The organism is Pseudoalteromonas sp. S408, assembly GCF_005886645.1.
Classification (GTDB): Bacteria; Pseudomonadota; Gammaproteobacteria; order Enterobacterales; family Alteromonadaceae; genus Pseudoalteromonas.
On record NZ_PNDY01000001.1, the window covers coordinates 438,891 to 459,296 of the forward strand.

The following is a 20,406-nucleotide window of genomic DNA, read 5'->3' on the forward strand; positions in this document are numbered from 1 at the left end:
CTCTAAAGCGAGTACATGACAATGATATGACTCTTAAATGACACTTTTATGACCTTACTGAATCTTGTTGTTTATTTATCAAATCAACAATCTTATCTGTTGAAAAATAGAAAGAAAAACAAGAGCCTTTACCCACTTCACTCGTAATATTTAATTTACTATCGTGTCGTGTTAATACATGCTTTGTAATTGCTAACCCTAAACCTGAGCCACCTGTGGTTCTGCTTCGTGCTTTATCAACACGATAAAAGCGCTCAGTAAGTCGGTTAATATGCTCTGCAGCAATACCATCACCGTTATCAATAACTGTAAAACAAGCTATATTATTTTTACGAAGCCAACTAACTTGTATTTTCCCACCTGGTTTAGTGTAATGAATCGCATTAAATACTAGGTTAGAAAACGCACTGCGTAGTTCATCTTCAGAGCCTTTAATGTCTAGTGTGCTATCTATATCAAATATTAATTCGTGACCTTTATCTTGGTTAATTGACTGGGCCTCAGTTTGAATATAACCCAGTAACTGGGGCACATTAATGGCTTTATCTTTATCTTGTCGGCGTGAGCCTTCTATGCGGGAAAGAGATAATAACTGGCTTACCAAGCTATCCATGCGTTTACACTGCTCAAGCATGGTCGTTTGTGCTTTATTCCACATTGCTGGGGGCGGTAAGTTATCGCTGTCCATCATTTCAAGGTAACCTGTAACCACCGTAAGCGGCGTACGCAGCTCATGCGATACATTGGCAACGAAGTCTTTACGCATTTGTTCAAGCTGCTTTAAACGGGTTACGTCGCGCACCACAACCATTAGCTGTGTGGTTGCATAAGGCATTACCCTAAACTCAAGTACTTGTTCAATAGCATGACCGTTATCAAGCTCTAGTGCTTCGTCAAAATTCCCCTTGTGCATATATTTTGCAAACTTAGGTTCGCGTATTAAGTTATCAAGACGTTGTCCATGATCGGTTGGCCACTGAAGTCCTAACACTTTAAGCGCCAGTTGATTACACCACACAATGCTTAAATCGTTTTGAAGCACAATAACGGCATCGGGTACCGCTTCGGCCCCATCACGAAATCGCCTAATTAAATCGGCCAGTTCATTTCGTTTTTTACGGTTACGGTGTTGCAGATGGTAAATACCTTCAAACACTTGCTCCCATGCCCCTTCTCCTTCAGGCGGGTTGAAACTGCGCTGATTTAAAAGCCAATCGCTCAAACGGTATAATTGATGATAATGCCAAACAAGAAGTGAAAAAGAGCCTAAAAATAAAAGCAAAAAAGGTGCGCCAACAAGCACACCAATTAATAGTAAGGGCAAAAAATAGATAAACAGGCGTTTAATTAACGCCTGTTTATTAACAACTCGATACATACACTCACTTTACCTTAAAGTAGTCATACACGTATAAAACTAAGCTGGTGATGAAGTAGGTTATAGTTTACTTGAAAAACGATACCCTGCACCACGAACGGTTTGAACCAGACGATCGTGTCCTAATGGGCCAATTGCTTTGCGTAAACGGCGAATGTGAACATCAACAGTGCGATCTTCAACATACACATTGGTTCCCCACACATGATCTAACAATTGTTCACGGCTGTAAACCCGTTCAGGATGAGTCATAAAAAAGTGAAGGAGCCTGAATTCTGTTGGCCCCATATCAAGCTCATTACCTTCAGAGGTAACGCGGTGAGAAATTGGGTCTAAACGCAAGCCATGCACTTCAATAGCTTCCTCTAAAGACGTTGGTGACACACGGCGAATAACCGCTTTAATACGCGCCATTAATTCTTTTGGCGAAAACGGTTTAGTCACGTAATCGTCAGCGCCTACTTCTAAGCCACGTACTTTGTCTTCTTCTTCGCCGCGGGCTGTAAGCATAATAATAGGTATTTGGCGCGTGTGTTCGTTTTGCTTAAACTTTTTAGCAATTTGAATACCGCTTCCGCCAGGCAACATCCAATCAAGCAATACCATATCGGGGTAAGGCTCAACCATTGCAGCAATAGCAGAATCATAATCTTCGGCTTCAATTGCCTGAAATCCATTTTGCTCTAATACAAAAACAAGCATCTCTCTGATAGGCGCTTCGTCGTCTACGACTAGTACTTTACGTGACATTCCAATTTATCTCTTAAGCTATCGAATAAGTTTTCATTATTATGACTAAGTATTACATTTTTATGAAAGTGTAACGTGTAAATTAAAATCGGGGTAAAAAAAAGCCAAATTAATAATAAAACCTCATTCCTGTCACAAATTTATATATTTTAAAATTGATTAACGTTATTAGGGTCTGTTGTTCTTTGCGCATTAAAATTCGTTCAAACTAGGGCTATTTAACCGCGGTGCGAGGTTTGTAACCTAGTGGGCTCGATAACTGCTTCTGCGTTATTCTAGTGACTTACATACATATAAGAATAGGTAAACTAGGTAAAGCTTCCGCGTCCTGCACACGCCACTTACCTACATCTATGTAGGTAACAAAAAACTAGATAAACCCTCGTGTTAGCACTTTGCAAAACTAACTTTTTAATATGATCTAATACTGAGATCATTACTTTACTAAGTCTGCCTATGTTTGCAATTACTCAGGTTTGAATAGATCTTGATTTTACTAAGCTTAACTTCAAAGATCAGATTTTTACCAAGGTGATCAATTTTGAGATCAACGCTCTACCTACTCAAAAAGTTAAGCTGTTGATTGTTTGTGCAAATTAAAAAAGATCTGATTACTTTTACTGCCAAATAAAACGAAAAATTTAATTAACTTAGTAAAGTAATGATCCCAAAAAGCCTGTGTTAGTAAATGAGTGATCCCTAATAACACAGTTGGTAATTGAATGATCTGCTATAGGCAGGTAATAAAAAAGCCAGCAATACTATTACTGGCCTTTATACATTGATCAGTTTAATCGGTCGATTATTTGATCTGTGGTGCTAACTCGCCGCTTAAGTACTTAAGATGCATCTCATCTAGAGAAATTGGTTTAATTTTACCTGCCTGCCCTGCCGTTCCAAACGAGTTGTAACGCGCAACACAAATCTCTGTCATCGCTTTTGTGGCTTCTGCTAGATATTTACGTGGATCAAAATTAGATGGGTTAAGCGCCAAATGACGACGAATAGCACCTGTAGACGCTAAACGTAAATCGGTATCAATATTTACCTTACGAACACCGTGCTTAATACCTTCAACAATTTGCTCAACTGGCACACCGTAGGTTTCAGGGATCTCACCACCGTACTGGTTTATGATCTCTAACCATTCTTGTGGTACAGACGACGATCCATGCATTACTAAGTGCGTGTTTGGAATTCGAGCGTGAATCGCTTTAATACGATCAATTGCTAAAATATCATCCGTTGGTGGGCGTGTAAATTTGTAAGCCCCGTGCGATGTACCACATGCAATAGCAAGGGCATCAACATGGGTTTTATTTACAAAGTCTGCAGCTTCTTCAGGGTCAGTTAGCATTTGGTCGGTCGTTAATTTACCCTCTGCGCCAACACCATCTTCTTCACCGGCTTCACCTGTTTCAAGTGAACCTAATACACCTAACTCGCCCTCAACCGATACGCCACAGGCATGTGCCATAGCAACGGTTTCGCGAGTAACTTCAACGTTGTATTCATAGCTTGAAGGCGTTTTACCATCACTCATTAACGAGCCATCCATCATTACTGATGAAAAACCAAGTTGGATTGAACGCTGACAAACACCCGGTGAGGTGCCGTGATCTTGATGCATTACTACGGGGATATGTGGCCACTCTTCAACGGCTGCTAAAATCATATGGCGAATAAATGGTGCACCGGCGTAAGCACGTGCGCCCGCTGATCCTTGAACGATTACTGGGCTGTTTGTTTTGTCAGCCGCTTCCATTATTGCGCGCATTTGCTCTTGGTTATTCACGTTAAAAGCGGGTACGCCGTAACCATGCTCAGCTGCATGATCTAAAAGTTGTCGCATACTGATTAAAGCCATTGGGTATTCTCCAATTTATCGACAGCATTTCACTGCCATCTAGTTTGAACGGATATGTTAGTTTGGCGTTTAAATAACACCACGAAAAATCACTGCCCAGCAGCAAAGTTCCGTCAAAATCAGTTATTAAATTAGGGTGAGAGGTATTTAATAACTAATTGTCGGCGAGGGTTTCCCCTCACCTTACACGGCTAAATAAATTTATTTAGCGCGCGACTCTAGCATTTCCACTGCTGGGAGTTTTTTGCCTTCTAAAAACTCTAAGAACGCACCACCACCGGTAGAAATGTAAGAAACTTTATCGGCAATGCCGTATTTATCAATTGCAGCTAAGGTATCACCGCCACCCGCAATTGAAAATGCCTTTGAGTTAGCAATTGCTTGAGCAATAGCACGTGTGCCGTTACCAAACTGATCGAACTCAAATACACCTACAGGACCATTCCATACCACCGTGCCAGCATTTGCAATAATTTTAGCAAGTTGGCTGGCAGTATCTGGGCCAATATCAAAAATCATATCGTCACTAGTCACTTCGCTTACATCTTTAAGCGTAGCAACTGCTGACTCTGAAAACTCATTACCTACAACTACATCGGTAGGAACTGGAATTTCACCATCGTTTGCTTTAGCTGCTGCACATAGACGATTTGCTTCATCCATTAAATCAGCTTCAAAAAGTGATTTACCTACCGGGTTGCCTGCAGCTGCAATAAAGGTATTCGCAATCCCGCCGCCTGTTACTAGCTGATCTACAATTTTAGAAAGCGAGTCTAATACTGTTAGTTTAGTTGAAACTTTTGAACCACCCACAATAGCCACTAATGGGCGAGCTGGGTTATCAAGTGCTTTGCCTAGTGCTTCAAGTTCAGCAGATAGTAATGGGCCAGCACAGGCTACATCTGCAAATAAGCCAACGCCATGCGTAGAGGCTTGTGCGCGGTGAGCTGTACCAAAGGCATCCATTACGTATACATCACATAATGCTGCAAGTTGTTTTGATAACGTTTCATCGTTTTTCTTCTCGCCTTTGTTAAAGCGCACGTTTTCAAATACAACCACTTCGTTATCAGCTACATCTACGCCATTTAAGTAGTCTTTTTCAAGACGTACTGTTTGCTCTAAGGCATCGTTTAAATAGTCAGCTACAGGGGCAAGCGAGTATTCTTCATCGTATTCCCCTTCCGTAGGACGGCCTAGGTGTGACATAACCATTACTTTAGCACCTTTCTCAAGCGCTAATTTAATAGTAGGTAGTGCAGCGCGAATACGCGCATCTGACGTCACTTTACCTGCTTTAACTGGTACATTTAAATCTTCACGAATTAATACGCGTTTGCCGTTTAAATCTAAATCTGCCATTTTTATGACCGACATGAATATCTCCTTAGTTAACGATACTGAACCTGAAAAATACGTTTTAAATTATTATAGTAATATAAAAAGTTACTGAGTTACTGCAACCATCGCACGCGCAGTGTCGAGCATACGGTTTGCAAATCCCCACTCATTATCACACCAAACAAGTAACTTTATCAGCCGTTTGTGACTAACACGTGTCTGTGTGCCATCAATAATACAAGAATGTGGGTCGTGATTAAAATCAACCGATACAAGCGGCTCTTCGGTGTAACTTAAAATACCTTCTAAGCGGTCTTTCGCTTGTGCTTTGAGTGCATTATTTACTGCATTTAAATCAACATCGGCGTTAACCGTTACACTTAAATCCATCGCAGTAACATTAATTGTTGGTACACGCACAGCAATGGCTTCAAAGCGGCCTTCAAATTTAGGTAATATGCGGTCTATACCACGCGCAAGTTTTGTATCTACCGGAATAATAGACTGACTCGCAGCGCGGGTACGGCGTAAATCATGATGGTACGCGTCAATCACTTGTTGATCGTTCATCGATGCATGAATAGTGGTAATAGCACCCGACTCAATACCAAACGCATCATCTAAAACCTTTATAACTGGCACTACACAGTTAGTAGTACACGAGCCGTTAGATACAATAGTGTGCTCGCTTTTAAGCTCATCGTCGTTTATGCCGTAAACAATAGTGGCATCTACGTCGTTATCAGCCGGATGCGAAAACAACACCTTTTTAGCACCAGCGGTAATGTGTAATTGTGCATGCTCACGCGAGTGATAAACACCGGTACATTCAAGTACAACGTCTACATCAAGGGTTTGCCAAGGTAACTCTACTGGGTTTTCTTCACAAAAAAGTGCAATGGTATCGCCTGCCACACTAATGGTGTCTTCACCAAGTTTTACAGGAAAAGAAAAACGACCGTGGGACGTGTCGTATTTTAATAAATGAGCAATAGCTTCAGGGTCAGCAAGTTCGTTAATCGCAACAATTTTAATCTCGTTGCTCAAACCTGACTCGTATAACGCGCGGACAATATTTCGACCAATACGACCAAAACCATTAATTGCAAGTTTGATTGCCATGAAATATAAAATCCACTCTTTTAGCGTGCAGATAAAGGCTATGTGCCTTTTAGATGGTTGTATTGTAATCGACCTTGCGCCTGATTATAAGAGGGGGCGATCAGAAACTTTAAATTAACGTTTAAAATAACCCCCTATCACTCACATTAAAACTTGTTCATAGCCCGCTGCCGTTGTATGTGCTCGTACCAGAAGATGTTCCTCCACCAAAGCTTTTAGGCGGACTTTTGGGCTTATCCTGTGAGCGATAAAATAACCATAAGCCAACCGCAGCAAAAAACGGAATTAACCAAACCAATATTACTTGCACTACTTTTTGAAACACCTCTAAATCATCGCGCTTTATCAGAAGAACACTAACGATGACGTTCAGTAATACAATGATACCAAACCCAATATAAAAATAATTTAATTCCATTACTCTAATGCCTCCTACCCTAATTGTTATTTTATCTCTAAATCAAACACCACGTTTATAGATGATTTAAATGTAATCGTTTCTTGCAGGTATCTACCTTGCTCGAATGGATTTCTAGTAACTTTAGAGCCGGTCACAACTATTCGCTCAAAACTATCTGCGCCATAACCATAACTTGAACGGTTAAAATTTGAATTAATACTGTAAATTTGTCCAAGTTCTGCCCCAAATGCTTTAGCAAGTTCGCTTGCTTTAACTATAGCGTTTTCTATTGCGCCTTGTGTTGCTTCAGCTTCTAATTGCGCAGCTTTTGAAGACATAAGCTCAATATTCGTCACTTCATTAATTTTTACACTTAGTGCAAAATCGATAAAATCGTTCACTTTTTCAATATCTCTTAATGTTACTTTAAGTGTTCTTGTTGCTACATACCCTGCATTAATTGCTGTACCACTCTCAACATTAAACATATCGTCATCATTATGAGTTAACAGGCTCGAAGCAGAAACATCAGTCTCCTTAACACCATACTTGCTTAACCCTTTAAGTAACAAATTCACTCGGTTATCAACATCACGTTTAGCATCAAGTGATTTGTCCTTAAAGCTTATTACTTCAAAAGAAACTTGAGCCATATCGGGCTTTGCTAATACCTCTGCAGTACCCTGCATTGCAATATGACGATTAGCAGGCACGCTTGAATTAGCAAAAGTGATAAGTGGTGAAAAGAGTAGAAAAATAGTAATAATAAGTTTCATATTCGTTCCTTGGAGTAACTTGGAGTAATCAGTTAAATAATGACGATATAACTGTACCTATAGTCATACTAATAACTATAAAAGTAAACTGCTCTTTATTGTAAGCGGGAGTTTATCTCGCGCGGCATCCCCCCGCCTTCAGCCAACCTACGTCAGCTCACCTACTTTTAGCTTTTTACCACAACTTATTTGATGACATTGGGCTAAAAACAGCTCAGCTGTCGCTTGTGCATCGGTAAGCGCATGATGGCAATGATAGCTTGGTAACTCATAGCGAGTGCGGCATGCGTTTAGGGTTAAATCGTCTTGTTTTATTTCAGTTGGTTGGTTAAGTAGCCGCTTTTTTTCTATGTGGAGGGTGTCGAGTATTAGTTTAGGGCGGGTGGTTATATTAGCTTGTTTTAAAGCAACTTTTAAAAACCCCCAATCAAGAGCTGCATTATGGAACACTAAAATACAATCCTTAAAATGGGCACTTAAGCTTTTTAAAATACTGTTTAAGCTACGCCCATTAGTAATGGCCTCGTTACTAATGCCATGAAAAACAGGGCTTTGTTCTAGGCTTTTTACGTCTTTATTAATAAAATGCTGCGACTCACTCATTTTTATACATTGATTATCAATCACAACCCATGCAACCGATACTATTTCGTGCTGTTTTGGGTCAAGCCCCGTAAGCTCTAAATCAATCACTAAATAGCGCTGCGATAATGCATTTTGTGCCAGTAGTTGACGGCGTTTTATATACCGCGTAAGTAGCGTTTTTACCATGAGAGCCTCACAAACTGCCTCGCGCAAATTTAAACGCCGCGCCTTGCTGTGCTTGTTTTACCAGATAAAAAGCCTCTTTAAGCTGATGACGCTCTAATGAGTTTAACTTGTTAGGGTTTATGCAGTTACTTGGGAGCCCCTCTTCATTTATTTGTGTACTTAAGCGCAGTTGGGTTAAAAAACGCCAACAGTCTTTTAAGTTGTAAATATCGTCTTTATTGATGAGGTTATACTTTAATAATGCTTCTAGGCGCTCTTGAGTGTTAGCACGTTTGATACCGGCTTTTAATGCGTATAAACGCACAATGTCGTTAATAATCACCACACCGCGTTTTTTCAAGTCTATGTATTTATGGTTGTTGTCATCTTTTTGTGTTTTAAACTTGTTAAACAACCCTATGGGCACACTGTTGTTATTTATATCGGTCGCCATGGCAGCATAAAATAAATCGTTTCGCGATATACGCACTAATTGCTCACAAAATGCGGTGTATAACGAATTTGATCCTTCAATGAAACGTAAATCAAAAAATATTTTACAGTTAAGCATGGCTTCGGGAGTTGGGCTTTTTATCCATTTAAAAAAACGCTCCGACCAATCGTTTACGCTCATGCGGCATAAGTCACTACTTGCCATAATGTTACCAGGGCAACGCCTAATACCGCATTCAACTAAATGTTCACAAACAAACTCTCCCATTTTTTTAAAATAAGCATGTTGTTCTTGGGTTAAATCGTTGGGAAGCAGTAGACCGTTATCTTGATCCGAGTGCAGTGTTTGCTCTTCTCGTGCCTGTGAGCCAAAACATATAAAGCTAAAACTGGTTGGCGCTGCGCCATGATCTTCTTGAAATAACCTGATCAAGCGCGATGTTAGCGCATCGGTTAATCCACTTAGTAGTTTACCAATAAGTGAAATATCGTCGATATTATGAGAAAAGCTTTTAAGTAAATCGGGTACTTCTTTGGCGTAACGTTTTAAATCGGTCACGTTATGCGCTTTATAAATGCGGCCAATGAGTTGCACAGGGTCACTTTTTTGTTGGCGCAGTAAATCAGTGCTAGTAAGCATACCTATAGGATTATGGCTTTCATCAAGCACTGGCAAGTGGTGAATATTATATTTGAGCATTAAATGTAGTGCAGAAAAAACACGGTTGTTTTCAAATATAAATTTAGGATTTGTGGTCATTATGCTACTAACTGCATCTTGTGGGTCTACTTCGTCGGCAAGCACACGATTACGCAAATCGCGGTCTGTGACCACGCCAACTAAATGGGCATGTTGAATAACCATAATTGACGATACACCGTGCTCTTTCATTTTTTTAGCGCTTTGGCGAATACTCGCATCGGGCGAAAGTGTAATGGCTGTGCGGGTCATGAGTTCAGATATTCTGCGCTCTGACCAACTGTCGTTTTTACTTTTATAATGTGATGAGAGTAAACGGTTTGCGTGAGCTCTAACAAAATATTGCTCAAACGGTTTGTACTCTCGGCGTAAAAAATCAAAATGTTCTTGGTTGAGCATATACACTATGCCCTCTTTTTGAACTGCCAATTTATTTTGAATGGCCTCGCCAGTTAAAAGCGAAGGAAAACCAAAATAATCACCTTGCGCTAAACGCGTCACCACATTGCCTTTTGCATCAACTAAATCGTAAAGGCCTGAACGAATTAAAAATAGCTTTGGGTGTTCACTTTGCAGCCACTGCGCCTGATTTTCTCGCGTTAAATAAATAACATCGAGATGATTTACAAAATAGTCGCAAGCACTGCTATCAAGCATGCTAAATGGCGCCTGAAGATAAACATATTGGGCCACTTCTTGTTGTTCTAAACTCATTGTTACACTCACTAAAAAGTATACACAGCACCAATGTACTCATTATTTATACAAATAAAAAGCCCGACTAAAGTCGGGCTTTTGGTACTTTACATATAAGTTGGCTTAATGCGCGTGCGCTTCTGCCGAGCCTTTAGGATTACGAATACTTTCTACCATTTCTTGTATCTCAACAGGTGTTGGTTGAGTAAATTTAAGTACTACGGCAGCAACAACAAAGTTAATAACCATACCAACTAAGCCTATGCCTTCAGGCGAAATACCTAGGAACCAGTTCTCAGGGCTGTTAAGCTCTGGGCTCACAAATTTAAAGAAGATAATATACGCGGCGGTAAAGCCAATACCCGTTACCATGCCAGCAATTGCGCCTTCTCTGTTCATTGTTTTAGAGAATATCCCCATAATTATAGCCGGGAAGAAACTCGCCGCCGCTAAACCAAAGGCAAACGCGACCACCGACGCCACAAAGCCTGGCGGATTAATACCAAAGTAAGCAGATATAACAATGGCAATCATCGCGGCTAATCGTGCGGCCAGTAGCTCTTGTTTATCACTTATATCGGGTTTAAGAGTTCGTTTGAGTAAATCGTGCGAAACAGAAGTCGAAATAACCAGTAGTAAACCCGCTGTTGTCGACAGTGCTGCAGCAATCCCCCCTGCGGCTACAAGTGCAACAACCCACGCTGGTAAATTAGCTATCTCAGGGTTAGCCAATACCATAATATCGCGGTCTACTTTTACTTCGTTTGCGCTATTTGGATCTTCGATTTTACCCGCTGTGTAGAACATTTTGCCGTCACCATTTTTATCATTAAACGTGATTAGGCCTGTGCGTTCCCAGTTTTTGATCCATGCTGGCGCTTCTGCATACGCTGTACCGCTGCCGTCTTTACCATTGATTGTGTCAATCATGTTTACACGTGCAAATGAGGCAACCGCCGGTGCTGTAGTATAAACAATAGCAATAAATACTAACGTCCATGCTGCTGAGATACGCGTATCTTTCACGCGTGGTACAGTGAAAAAGCGAACAATTACATGTGGTAAACCTGCAGTACCCACCATTAATGCACCCGTAATGGCAAATACGTCAATCATACTTTTTGAACCTTCGGTGTATTGAGCAAAACCAAGTTCTGCGCTTAACCCATCAAGTTTATCAAGCACATACATACCCGAACCGTCACTCAATGTGGCACCAAAGCCTGTTTGTGGAAAAAAGTGACCCGTCATCATCATCGAGATAAAAATAGCCGGTACAAGGTAGGCAAATACAAGTACACAATACTGCGCTACTTGCGTGTAGGTAATGCCCTTCATGCCGCCAAGAACCGCATAGAAGAATACAATCACCATGCCAATGTAAACACCAGTTTCAATTTCTACTTCTAAAAAGCGAGAAAACACAACGCCTACGCCGCGCATTTGCCCTGCAATGTAAGTAAAACAAATGAATATGGCACATAAAATTGCGACTAAACGTGCTGTGCGCGAGTAGTAACGGTCACCAATAAAGTCAGGCACCGTGAATTTGCCGAATTTACGTAAGTAAGGCGCTAAACACATAGCGAGCAATACATAGCCGCCTGTCCACCCCATTAAGTAAACGCCGCCATCATACCCTGCGAACGAAATAATGCCTGCCATAGAAATAAATGACGCGGCGCTCATCCAATCGGCTGCGGTTGCCATACCATTAGCAAGTGGAGGCACGCCGCCGCCCGCTACGTAAAATTCGTTAGTTGAACCCGCACGGGCCCAAATTGCAATGCCGATATAAAGCGCAAAGCTTAAACCGACGATTATAAATGTGAGTGTTTGAACATCCATTGCTTAGCTCCTATTCGTCTACGCCGTATTTTTTATCTAACGTATTCATTTTGAAAACGTACACAAAAATCAAAGCAACAAAGGTGTAAATCGCGCCTTGCTGGGAGAACCAGAAGCCAAGTTTAAACCCAAAAAAACGTACTTCATTAAGTACATCAACCAGTAATATGCCAAAGCCAAATGAGACCACAAACCACACTGCGAGTAGTTTAAACAGTAGTGAAATGTTTTCTGCCCAATAAGCTTTTGCTTGTTCTTCGTCTTTAAAAGCCATTTTTATTTTCCCCTTTAAGCACCGCAGTATCGCGATGGGTGGTTTTTTATCTTCGCTAATCAATTTAGCAACGCAGCTCACATATTGAATTGAGACCATAGTCGTAACAGCTAATTAACGTTTACGTAAACTGTATTTAACCTGCTTGATGAAAGCTGTTCTTTTTATTTAATATCAGCATGTTACGCTCACAGCACCTGCTATGTTTGTTGCCTAGTTACCGAGCAACTCATAAATGCGACATTAGTCTAATACGCGGCCGACTTTATTTTTTATTGTTATTATTCAGTAAGATAAATTTAAGTTTTATTAAACAATATAAAATCAGCCCTCACACTTAAGCTCAGTTCTGGTATTGTGTAATGGCCTCTTGGGTTGAGGGGCATTTAAAAATAATAAGGGTTAATAACAACATGACTGCCGTTCTGATAATTGTTGCATTAGGGTATATAGGGGTACTGTTTTGGCTCGCAAACTGGGGTGATAAAACCACGCCTTTGGCAAAGCGTATTAGTCATCACCCTTTTGTGTATTCGTTTGCAATTGGTATTTACTGTACCTCTTGGACCTATTACGGCTCAGTAGGTACCGCGGCCACCAGCAGTTGGAGCTACTTACCTATTTTACTAGGACCGGCCTTATTGTTTTTTTTCGGGCAAGGATTTTTGCGTAAACTCGTTTTGGTTAGTAAAAAACAAAACATTACCACCATTGCTGACTTCATTTCAGCGCGGTATGGCAAACGCCAAACCACCGCTATTATGGTTACTCTTATTGCCCTGCTGGCAACGATCCCCTACATTGCGTTACAACTTAAAGCGCTAAGCACTAGCTTTTTGCTATTGCAAAACAGCAATAAAATATCAGGCGATATGCTGGCACTTTCTGCCACACTCATCATGGCATTATTTGCAATATTTTTTGGCACCCGCAAAGTAGACGTAACCGAATATCGCTCTGGGTTAATGCTAGCTGTTGCATTCGAATCTTTAATCAAACTTTTTGCATTAATGGCTGTGGCAGGGCTAGCAATTTATACGTTGTTTAATCTACCCGAGGCTACATCGGCCCAGTTGACTGAATCTACTTGGTCGCACTGGAGCAACTTTAACTTTTTTAGTTTTAACTTTATTGGCCAATCGCTCATGGCAGCGGCGGCTATTATTTGTTTACCACGCCAGTTTCATGTAACCGTGGTCGACAACCAAAATAAGCGCCATTTAAACACCGCTCGCTGGGCGTTTCCGCTTTATTTATTGCTAACCGCAGCAATGATTTTACCTATAGCCACTGCCGCTATTCACCCGAGCATTGGTATTGGCTATTCGCCAGATAGCTTTGTATTGGCACTACCATTAATTAACGACAACGCCTTTTTAACGACCTTTGTATTTATTGGTGGCTTATCGGCTGCAACGGCCATGATTGTGGTTGCAACACTGACCCTAAGTACCATGATCTCTAACGATGTTGTACTACCATTAATACTGCGCCGAAAGTTTAAGCGAAATTTAATTACCACCAGCTATAAGGCACAAATTTTATTAGTCAGGCGCTTTACCATTGCCGGTATTTTAATTTTGGCTTACTTTTATCAGCAATGGTTTGGCCATAGCAGCGCACTGGCCAGTATGGGCTTAGTTGCCTTTTCGTTGGTTACTCAATTATTGCCCTCAATAGTGGGGGGGTTATATTGGCGAAAAGGCCATGCCTATGGCGTGTATGCAGGCCTTTTAGCCGGTATAACTTGCTGGGTGCTGTTTTTAATGCTCCCCATTTTAGACGCCGGTAATACGTTAAATAGTGAGCTACAACAAACATTAATAACCCGAGGAACACTAATAGCATTATTTGCAAATATTGGCTGCTACATTAGCTTTTCATTGGGAGCTGAAGAGCGTCTTATTGACAAAATTCAGGCCGCTGCATTTGTAAACCCAAAAGATCAGGCCATTTTATCGCGCCGCTTAAACAAAAATGTTAAAGCCACGGTTTACGACTTTAAAATATTACTGCAAACCTTTTTGGGCATACAACGCAGCCAACAAATTTTGGCACATTATGCACTTGCACATCATTTAAACGACAACAACGCCCACCCAGAGCCCGAATTTATTGCCTATTGCGAGCGCGCGTTAACCGGTGTTTTAGGTGCGTCATCTGCACAAGCCCTTATTCATACGGTATCGTCGGGAAAACGTATGGCATTTGAAGAGGTTGTTAACTTTTTTGATGAAACCACACAAGCGCTGCAATTCAACCAAAACCTATTATTTACCTCTTTAGAAAACTTAAGCCATGGAATTTCGGTTGTTGATAAAAACTTAAAGCTCGTGGCATGGAATAAGCGCTACAGTGCCATGTTTAACTACCCTGAGGGTTTTTTAGAAGTTGGCCAACCCATAGAAGATATTATTAGGTATAACGCTAAACGCGGTGAATGTGGGCCTGGCGAAATAGAACGCCAAATAGAAAAACGTGTTCAGCATTTAAAAAACGGCAGCTCTCATCACTTTATTCGTCATCGCCGTAATGGCCAAGTGTTTGAGATGATAGGTAATCCGCTACCTGATGGCGGGTTTGTAACGAGCTTTTCCGATATCACAACTCACATAAGCACGCAAAATGCGCTTGAAGAAATCAACATGGATCTAGAAAACCGTATTGAGGCTCGAACCCAAGAAGTACAAACTATCAATAAAGATTTACAAGCTCAAATAGATAGCCGAGTACAAACGGAGGAAGCACTCACTTTAGCAAAAAAAGAGGCCGAACAAGCAAACGACAGTAAGACACGTTTTTTAGCACTCGCTAGCCACGATATTTTACAACCGCTTAATGCTGCACGTTTATACCTTGCTGCCATTGACGAAAAACAGCTTGATGCCACTAATGCTAATAACTTTAACAAGCTTGGCGACAGCCTCGATTCAACTGTACATTTAATGTCAGCCTTGCTTGAAATAGCCAAACTAGAACAAGGCGCAATGACCCCCACACCGCGCCACTTTTACATTGAAGACATTTTAGCGCCGCTAAAAAGTGAGTACGCTATTTTATCAAGCGATAAAGGCCTTAAGCTCACCGTGCGATCTAAGGCGCAAGTTGTACATAGCGACATTACCTACCTTCGCCGAATTATCCAAAACTTAGTGTCTAATGCTGTTAAATATACAGATTCGGGCCGTGTATTAGTTGCATGTAGAAACCGAAAACACAGCTTACGGATTGAAGTTTGGGATACAGGGCCTGGTATTAGCGACGTTGAACAAGCCAAAATATTTAATGATTTTTACCGTGTCGAGTCGGGCGATAACAAAGGTGTTGGGCTAGGCCTTGGGGTAGTAAAGCGTATGGCCGACCTGCTTAGCTTGCCGCTAAGCGTGCATTCTGTACCAAATAAAGGAAGCCGCTTTAGTATTGACGTACCTTACGGCGACGCCCAGTTTGTACAGCAAAAAAGTGCAGCGAGTAACCTAATAGAAAACCGCACAGCAATAAATATTATTGCCGTTGACGACGATCCAGAAAACCTAGCAGCCATGGCAAGTTTACTTAAAAAGTGGCAAGCCAATTATACCCTGTTCGATAATGTAGAAAGTGTAATGTCGCATGCTAAAGCAAATAGCGCACCCGATGTTATTTTAATGGACTACCAGTTAGGCAATGAGTGCGATGGCATCACTTTAATTAAAACGCTTAGAGAAATATGGCAAGGCGATATTCCGGCTATTTTAATTACCGCAGTGCGCGACACCGAGCTAAAACAAGAAACCAAAGCGGCTAATATTCATTACTTAAGTAAACCTATTAAACCAGGAAAGTTAAAAGCACTACTTAATCACAGTACTTAATTTTGTTAGTTACTCAGAGCTGAGTAAGCAAAGCCCAGTATATTTACTGGGCTTTGCTTTATAAAATATCAATATTATATAACTTTTGAGCGGCTTCTAAGCTTTTGAAATAACCAACTCAACCCCACTAAAGAGAGCCCTAAACCAATAAACGACAACGCTTTTAACAGCCCAGTTAAATTAGCCATATCAATTAAAAACACTTTTACAATTACCGCTGCAAGTAACCCTAAGCCTATTTTTTGAATGAGTAACTGGTTTTTAAGGTGCCCTAATATAACCGTACCGGCGCCTAGTATTAGCCAAATAATAGAGTAGCTATACAGCTCTTCATTAGTGGCCCCTTTTGATAGATAAATATAAGGCCCTTGCCAGTATTGGCGAATAAAACTATTAATAGCAATTAAGCCAAGTAAACCTGCCACACCCAGTACAAACGGCGCTACCTTAGCGTTTATAGGTTTTATAAGTGAATATAACCAAACCGTTAAGCCAGCAGGTACTAACCAAAGCAAAAACAGCCAATTTAGTACAGGGAGTTCACCAATATAAATAGAGGTTAATAACGGGTTATCGTCGAGTAGTGTTTTAACTGAAATAAAACCCGCCCCGCCTGCTAATACACACCCTGCAATTTGATACAGTTTTGCTAAGCTCCCCGCAACACGTGCGCGATGCAAATAAACACAGCCCAGCGCAAGCCAATTACACGTAAGTAATGCTTGCTCATAAAAACTAAGCGAGTCAAATTGTGGGTAATGCCCTACTAGCTGGTAACTGGTTTCGGTAGTAATAAATAACGCAAAACAATGAAGAGCGGCCCCTTCTAACCACACTTGTAATTGTGATGTTTTATAGCATTTAGCGGCGGCAAAAAATAATGCAGTACACAGCGGATATACAATAACGCTCCAGTGCAAGCCAAATAATGTAAGCGCTTCGTAACTTGGTGTCCATGGCGCGAGCGTTAAACGAAGTAATAACGCAGCCACTAACGCCTTAATTGGCCAATGTGGCATAGGCACATTAAAACGCTTTATAAGCACACTAATTAACAATACTTGAATTGCTAATGCTATGGTTAAACCGCTGTCGCTTAATAGCATGGTGATAGCTAAGGTAATATTAGCATTTGCCCCTACCCAATAAGTAAAGCGCTGAAATAGCGTTGTATTATGCTGCGCACACTTAATTAAAATAGCCGCTACAACAAATAATACAAAAGCCCAAAAAGGGTAAGCAGTACTTAATGCGCTATTTGGAATGAGTACATACAAGGTACTTATCATTACAAAAACGCTAAACGCCGCACTAATATGAAAGGCTAATCGTTTTATCTGTTTTTTACCAAAATAAAGCCCGTAGGCCATAAAACCAAAACCAAGCAATAACCCTAGGCCGTATTCGCTTTTAAATATAAATAATCCATCATCAAAAAAAGCAGATAAAGAACTTATTTGCTCTGCACTTATAACCATTAGCGTAGCAATAACAAGAGATAGCCCTTGCCATAAATCCCAGCGACTATTTTTGAGTACTAAAAATAACAACAATCCAATGCTTAACACACCAATGGTTTGCCATTCTAAATTGTAGTAGCTTATACACATGGTAAAAATTAACGGGACTATAAAAGCCAATAATAAGAGGTGATCGGGTAATACTTTTACAAGGCGTTTTAAAGAGTGCGGACGATGTTCAATGTTTCTTAATTTAAAGCCCAAACGCGGTATGACAATGAGCCCTATAATACTGAGTAACGCAAAAGTACCAAACAGCCATGGTGTGTCGCTTTTTATCTGCATAATAATAAAACCGACTAAATACCAACCAATGTGCCCTGCCCATAATAAGTACCAAAGCCAAGCTCGCTGCACTTTTTGAGCAACCAACGAGGCAGACAAACTAACAAAGCCCACATACATAAATAACGCAAATACATTATTACTGCCGGTATTAACCCAAATAGGCACGCTGTAAGCACCAATAATTCCGAGCACTGCCAGCAATGGGCCAAGTGTTAATGCCATTACACTCGCACTTATGGCAATAATAGCTAACAAAATAAACGCGGTTGTTGGGCTAAGCATTTGATAGCTACTGTAAGCTAAAAGCGTTAACGCAAAGCAGGTAATAAAACCACCACTGGCAAGTGCTGCAGGTATGTAATTGTTAAAGCCTTCAAAAACAATACGTTTATAATGTAAGTAACCTGCAGTACTAATTAAGCCAATACCAAATAAGCCACCTAAACTAAGCCTCATTACGGGTGATAAAAGCCCTGCCTCTAAACTGTACTTAGCTAAAAATATGCCACCAAAGGCAAGTGCTATTGCACCTATCCACGTCATCCAGTTTTGCTCAAAGCCAGTGCGTAATGTTTCAAACAATGTGGTAATAAATGAAGGCGTGGCTGGTTTAGCTTTTTTAGGCGCTACAGGCTTTTGTTTTGCCGCGCCAATGGGAGCGCTTTGCACGGCTAAAGTTGGCTCGGTATTTATAGTAGTGGCATGAGGTTTAAAGTCAGGGGCTTTTACTTCACTCTGTACATTATTAAATGACGCTGCTTTAGAGGCTTGTAAATTAGTTACTTTAGCCCTCAATACTGCAATTTCTTGCTTTAATCCGTTTACTTGTATTAATGCAATTAATCCACACAAAGCACCGGTTGCAATAATCAGCATGACTATCACTATTAACCCAATAAAATCATCCATGGCACACTCTTGTTATTTTTTATGCTCTGAGTGTACCTAATTATTACTAAGCCGTTAAATTTTGTTCAATAAAAAGCCTAAATACACTCTGTACTTAGGCTTTTAACTCTCATTTTATTATTCAACACTGTCTGTAATTGTGCGCTCTAAAGACATTTTATAACCCGATGCCGTGGTTTCATCATGCTCTAAAATGAGTATGTAATTTCCCTCTTGGGTAAAGTCCATATCGCTTTGTTGAATGAGTACAATTTGCTGGCCGTTATCCTCAAAAACAGCGTACACCGTATAAATTTCGTTATCGACTACTTGCTCTTCTTGATCGTAGCGGTCTAGGCCATCAACTACATTACTGGTGTCCTCAACAGTTTCACCGTTAAGGGTAAAGTACACATCAATATCAGTTATCGACTGGCCTGCGTAACTTTCAATAAGATTAATAACCGACACCGTATGACTATAACTGCTTGGTGTTAAATGCTCTTCAACACTCATCATCCGCAAGCCATTATCTGCATCGTTATAAAAAATACCCACCGCGCTTTGCTCACGTTCGAGGGTCATTAAGAAGTTATCGGCCAGCTTGTTACCTTGCTCATCAAACATCGCCACGCTATAACTGTTTGGTAAAAGCTCAACGTAGTCGGTATAGCTGTCACTTGAAACTGAGTTAGTTGGAGTTGTTGTAGTGCCACGCGTTACACTAAAACTAACTGGTGAGTAATCATCAATAGTATTAATAAAACGCAGTTGACCTAATGCAGATTGATGCTTAAGTTCAGTAACGTAGTTATTATCGGTTACTACATCAAGCGTGATACCACTTAACTCGGTGGCATAACTTGGGCGAATAATGGCTACGTAGCTTGCCTCATCATACAAATAAACTGACGATGACTCGTAAACCACATCGCTACTGCCCGCAGGGGTAATAAAAATAGTGTAATAACCTTCATCTACACTTTGTAAATCTAATTCATTTAAGTACTGCGCAGATGCAAACAATGTTGCGCTTTCAAATACGCCATCGTCTGTTGCCAGATAAATATCGTAGCTGGTGTCCTCACCCGTGATGTTAAAAAAGCCAAGGTTAAACTCGCCTGTGTCACTACTAATAGGCACGCTTAATTCAGTAAAAGTGGGTTCAGCGAAATCGCCACTCATAACAACTAATTGCGTTTTATCACCTTTAATTGAAATTTCTTGATCGCTAATAGCGATGTAGCTATCGTTAGTGTCTAAATATTCAAAGCTAACATCAAATGTGCCAGTACTGTAATTATGGCGCGTGGTTACGTCGGCAAAGTCGGCACCTGAACGTTCTGTTTCTTCAACAAACAAGCGCGTATAAGGGCTGTTGTATGAGCCATTATACATTTGAATATAGCCTGTTGAGCTTGCGCTATCATCAGAGCCACAGCCAGATAAAACACCAAGTAAGCTAAGAGGTAAAGCCACTTTTAAAAGAGAGTTGGTCATC

Annotated in this window: 14 protein-coding genes; 1 reads left to right on the top strand and 13 read right to left on the bottom strand. The window is 40.7% G+C overall.

All coding sequences use genetic code 11. The features are described from left to right. Positions 1 to 46: 46 nt before the first annotated feature. The 11 genes from phoR to CWB62_RS02195 form a co-directional block, all read right to left on the bottom strand. On the bottom strand, positions 47 to 1,378 hold the full coding sequence (phoR, locus tag CWB62_RS02145) for a phosphate regulon sensor histidine kinase PhoR (RefSeq protein WP_138527778.1): 1,332 nt from the start codon (positions 1,376 to 1,378) through the stop codon (positions 47 to 49). Positions 1,379 to 1,438: 60 nt separating this feature from the next. Continuing rightward, positions 1,439 to 2,128: a phosphate regulon transcriptional regulator PhoB gene (gene phoB, locus CWB62_RS02150; RefSeq protein WP_006791869.1), complete on the bottom strand. Its 690-nt coding sequence runs from the start codon at positions 2,126 to 2,128 to the stop codon at positions 1,439 to 1,441. Between the two features lie 802 nt (positions 2,129 to 2,930). Continuing rightward, entirely contained in the window at positions 2,931 to 3,995 is a 1,065-nt protein-coding gene (gene fba, locus CWB62_RS02155; protein ID WP_138527780.1) for a class II fructose-bisphosphate aldolase, read from the bottom strand. Positions 3,996 to 4,196: 201 nt separating this feature from the next. Then, positions 4,197 to 5,372 (bottom strand): phosphoglycerate kinase, encoded by a 1,176-nt coding sequence (locus CWB62_RS02160; RefSeq protein WP_138527782.1) that lies wholly within the window; start codon positions 5,370 to 5,372, stop codon positions 4,197 to 4,199. Positions 5,373 to 5,441: 69 nt separating this feature from the next. Continuing rightward, on the bottom strand, positions 5,442 to 6,458 hold the full coding sequence (epd, locus tag CWB62_RS02165; RefSeq protein WP_138527784.1) for an erythrose-4-phosphate dehydrogenase: 1,017 nt from the start codon (positions 6,456 to 6,458) through the stop codon (positions 5,442 to 5,444). Between the two features lie 157 nt (positions 6,459 to 6,615). Next, positions 6,616 to 6,876, bottom strand: coding sequence for a hypothetical protein (locus tag CWB62_RS02170; RefSeq protein ID WP_138527786.1), 261 nt, complete (start codon positions 6,874 to 6,876; stop codon positions 6,616 to 6,618). A 26-nt stretch (positions 6,877 to 6,902) separates the two neighbouring features. Beyond that, the gene (locus tag CWB62_RS02175; protein ID WP_138527788.1) at positions 6,903 to 7,634 is read right to left on the bottom strand and encodes an SIMPL domain-containing protein; all 732 of its coding nucleotides are present in this window, start codon (positions 7,632 to 7,634) and stop codon (positions 6,903 to 6,905) included. A gap of 147 nt (positions 7,635 to 7,781) precedes the next feature. Continuing rightward, positions 7,782 to 8,405 carry a 3'-5' exonuclease gene (locus CWB62_RS02180; protein WP_138527790.1) on the bottom strand — a complete coding sequence of 208 codons (624 nt, stop codon included), beginning with the start codon at positions 8,403 to 8,405 and terminating at the stop codon, positions 7,782 to 7,784. A gap of 7 nt (positions 8,406 to 8,412) precedes the next feature. After that, a complete protein-coding gene (locus CWB62_RS02185) occupies positions 8,413 to 10,251 on the bottom strand; it encodes a DUF294 nucleotidyltransferase-like domain-containing protein (protein ID WP_138527792.1) in 1,839 nt (612 codons plus the stop codon). 105 nt (positions 10,252 to 10,356) lie between these two features. Continuing rightward, positions 10,357 to 12,081: a sodium:solute symporter family protein gene (locus tag CWB62_RS02190; RefSeq protein ID WP_138527794.1), complete on the bottom strand. Its 1,725-nt coding sequence runs from the start codon at positions 12,079 to 12,081 to the stop codon at positions 10,357 to 10,359. 10 nt (positions 12,082 to 12,091) lie between these two features. After that, positions 12,092 to 12,355 carry a DUF4212 domain-containing protein gene (locus CWB62_RS02195; RefSeq protein ID WP_004586074.1) on the bottom strand — a complete coding sequence of 88 codons (264 nt, stop codon included), beginning with the start codon at positions 12,353 to 12,355 and terminating at the stop codon, positions 12,092 to 12,094. A gap of 413 nt (positions 12,356 to 12,768) precedes the next feature. Between CWB62_RS02195 and CWB62_RS02200 the strand changes: the two genes are divergently transcribed. Beyond that, on the top strand, positions 12,769 to 16,209 hold the full coding sequence (locus CWB62_RS02200; protein ID WP_138527796.1) for a PAS domain-containing hybrid sensor histidine kinase/response regulator: 3,441 nt from the start codon (positions 12,769 to 12,771) through the stop codon (positions 16,207 to 16,209). A 74-nt stretch (positions 16,210 to 16,283) separates the two neighbouring features. On the opposite strand, the gene CWB62_RS02205 is transcribed toward CWB62_RS02200, so the two are convergent. Together CWB62_RS02205 and CWB62_RS02210 are read right to left on the bottom strand one after the other, a co-directional pair. Then, positions 16,284 to 18,926, bottom strand: a complete 2,643-nt coding sequence (locus tag CWB62_RS02205) for a DUF2339 domain-containing protein (RefSeq protein ID WP_138527798.1) — start codon at positions 18,924 to 18,926, stop codon at positions 16,284 to 16,286. Between the two features lie 117 nt (positions 18,927 to 19,043). After that, a complete protein-coding gene (locus CWB62_RS02210) occupies positions 19,044 to 20,405 on the bottom strand; it encodes a hypothetical protein (protein ID WP_138527800.1) in 1,362 nt (453 codons plus the stop codon). Position 20,406 lies beyond the last annotated feature (1 nt).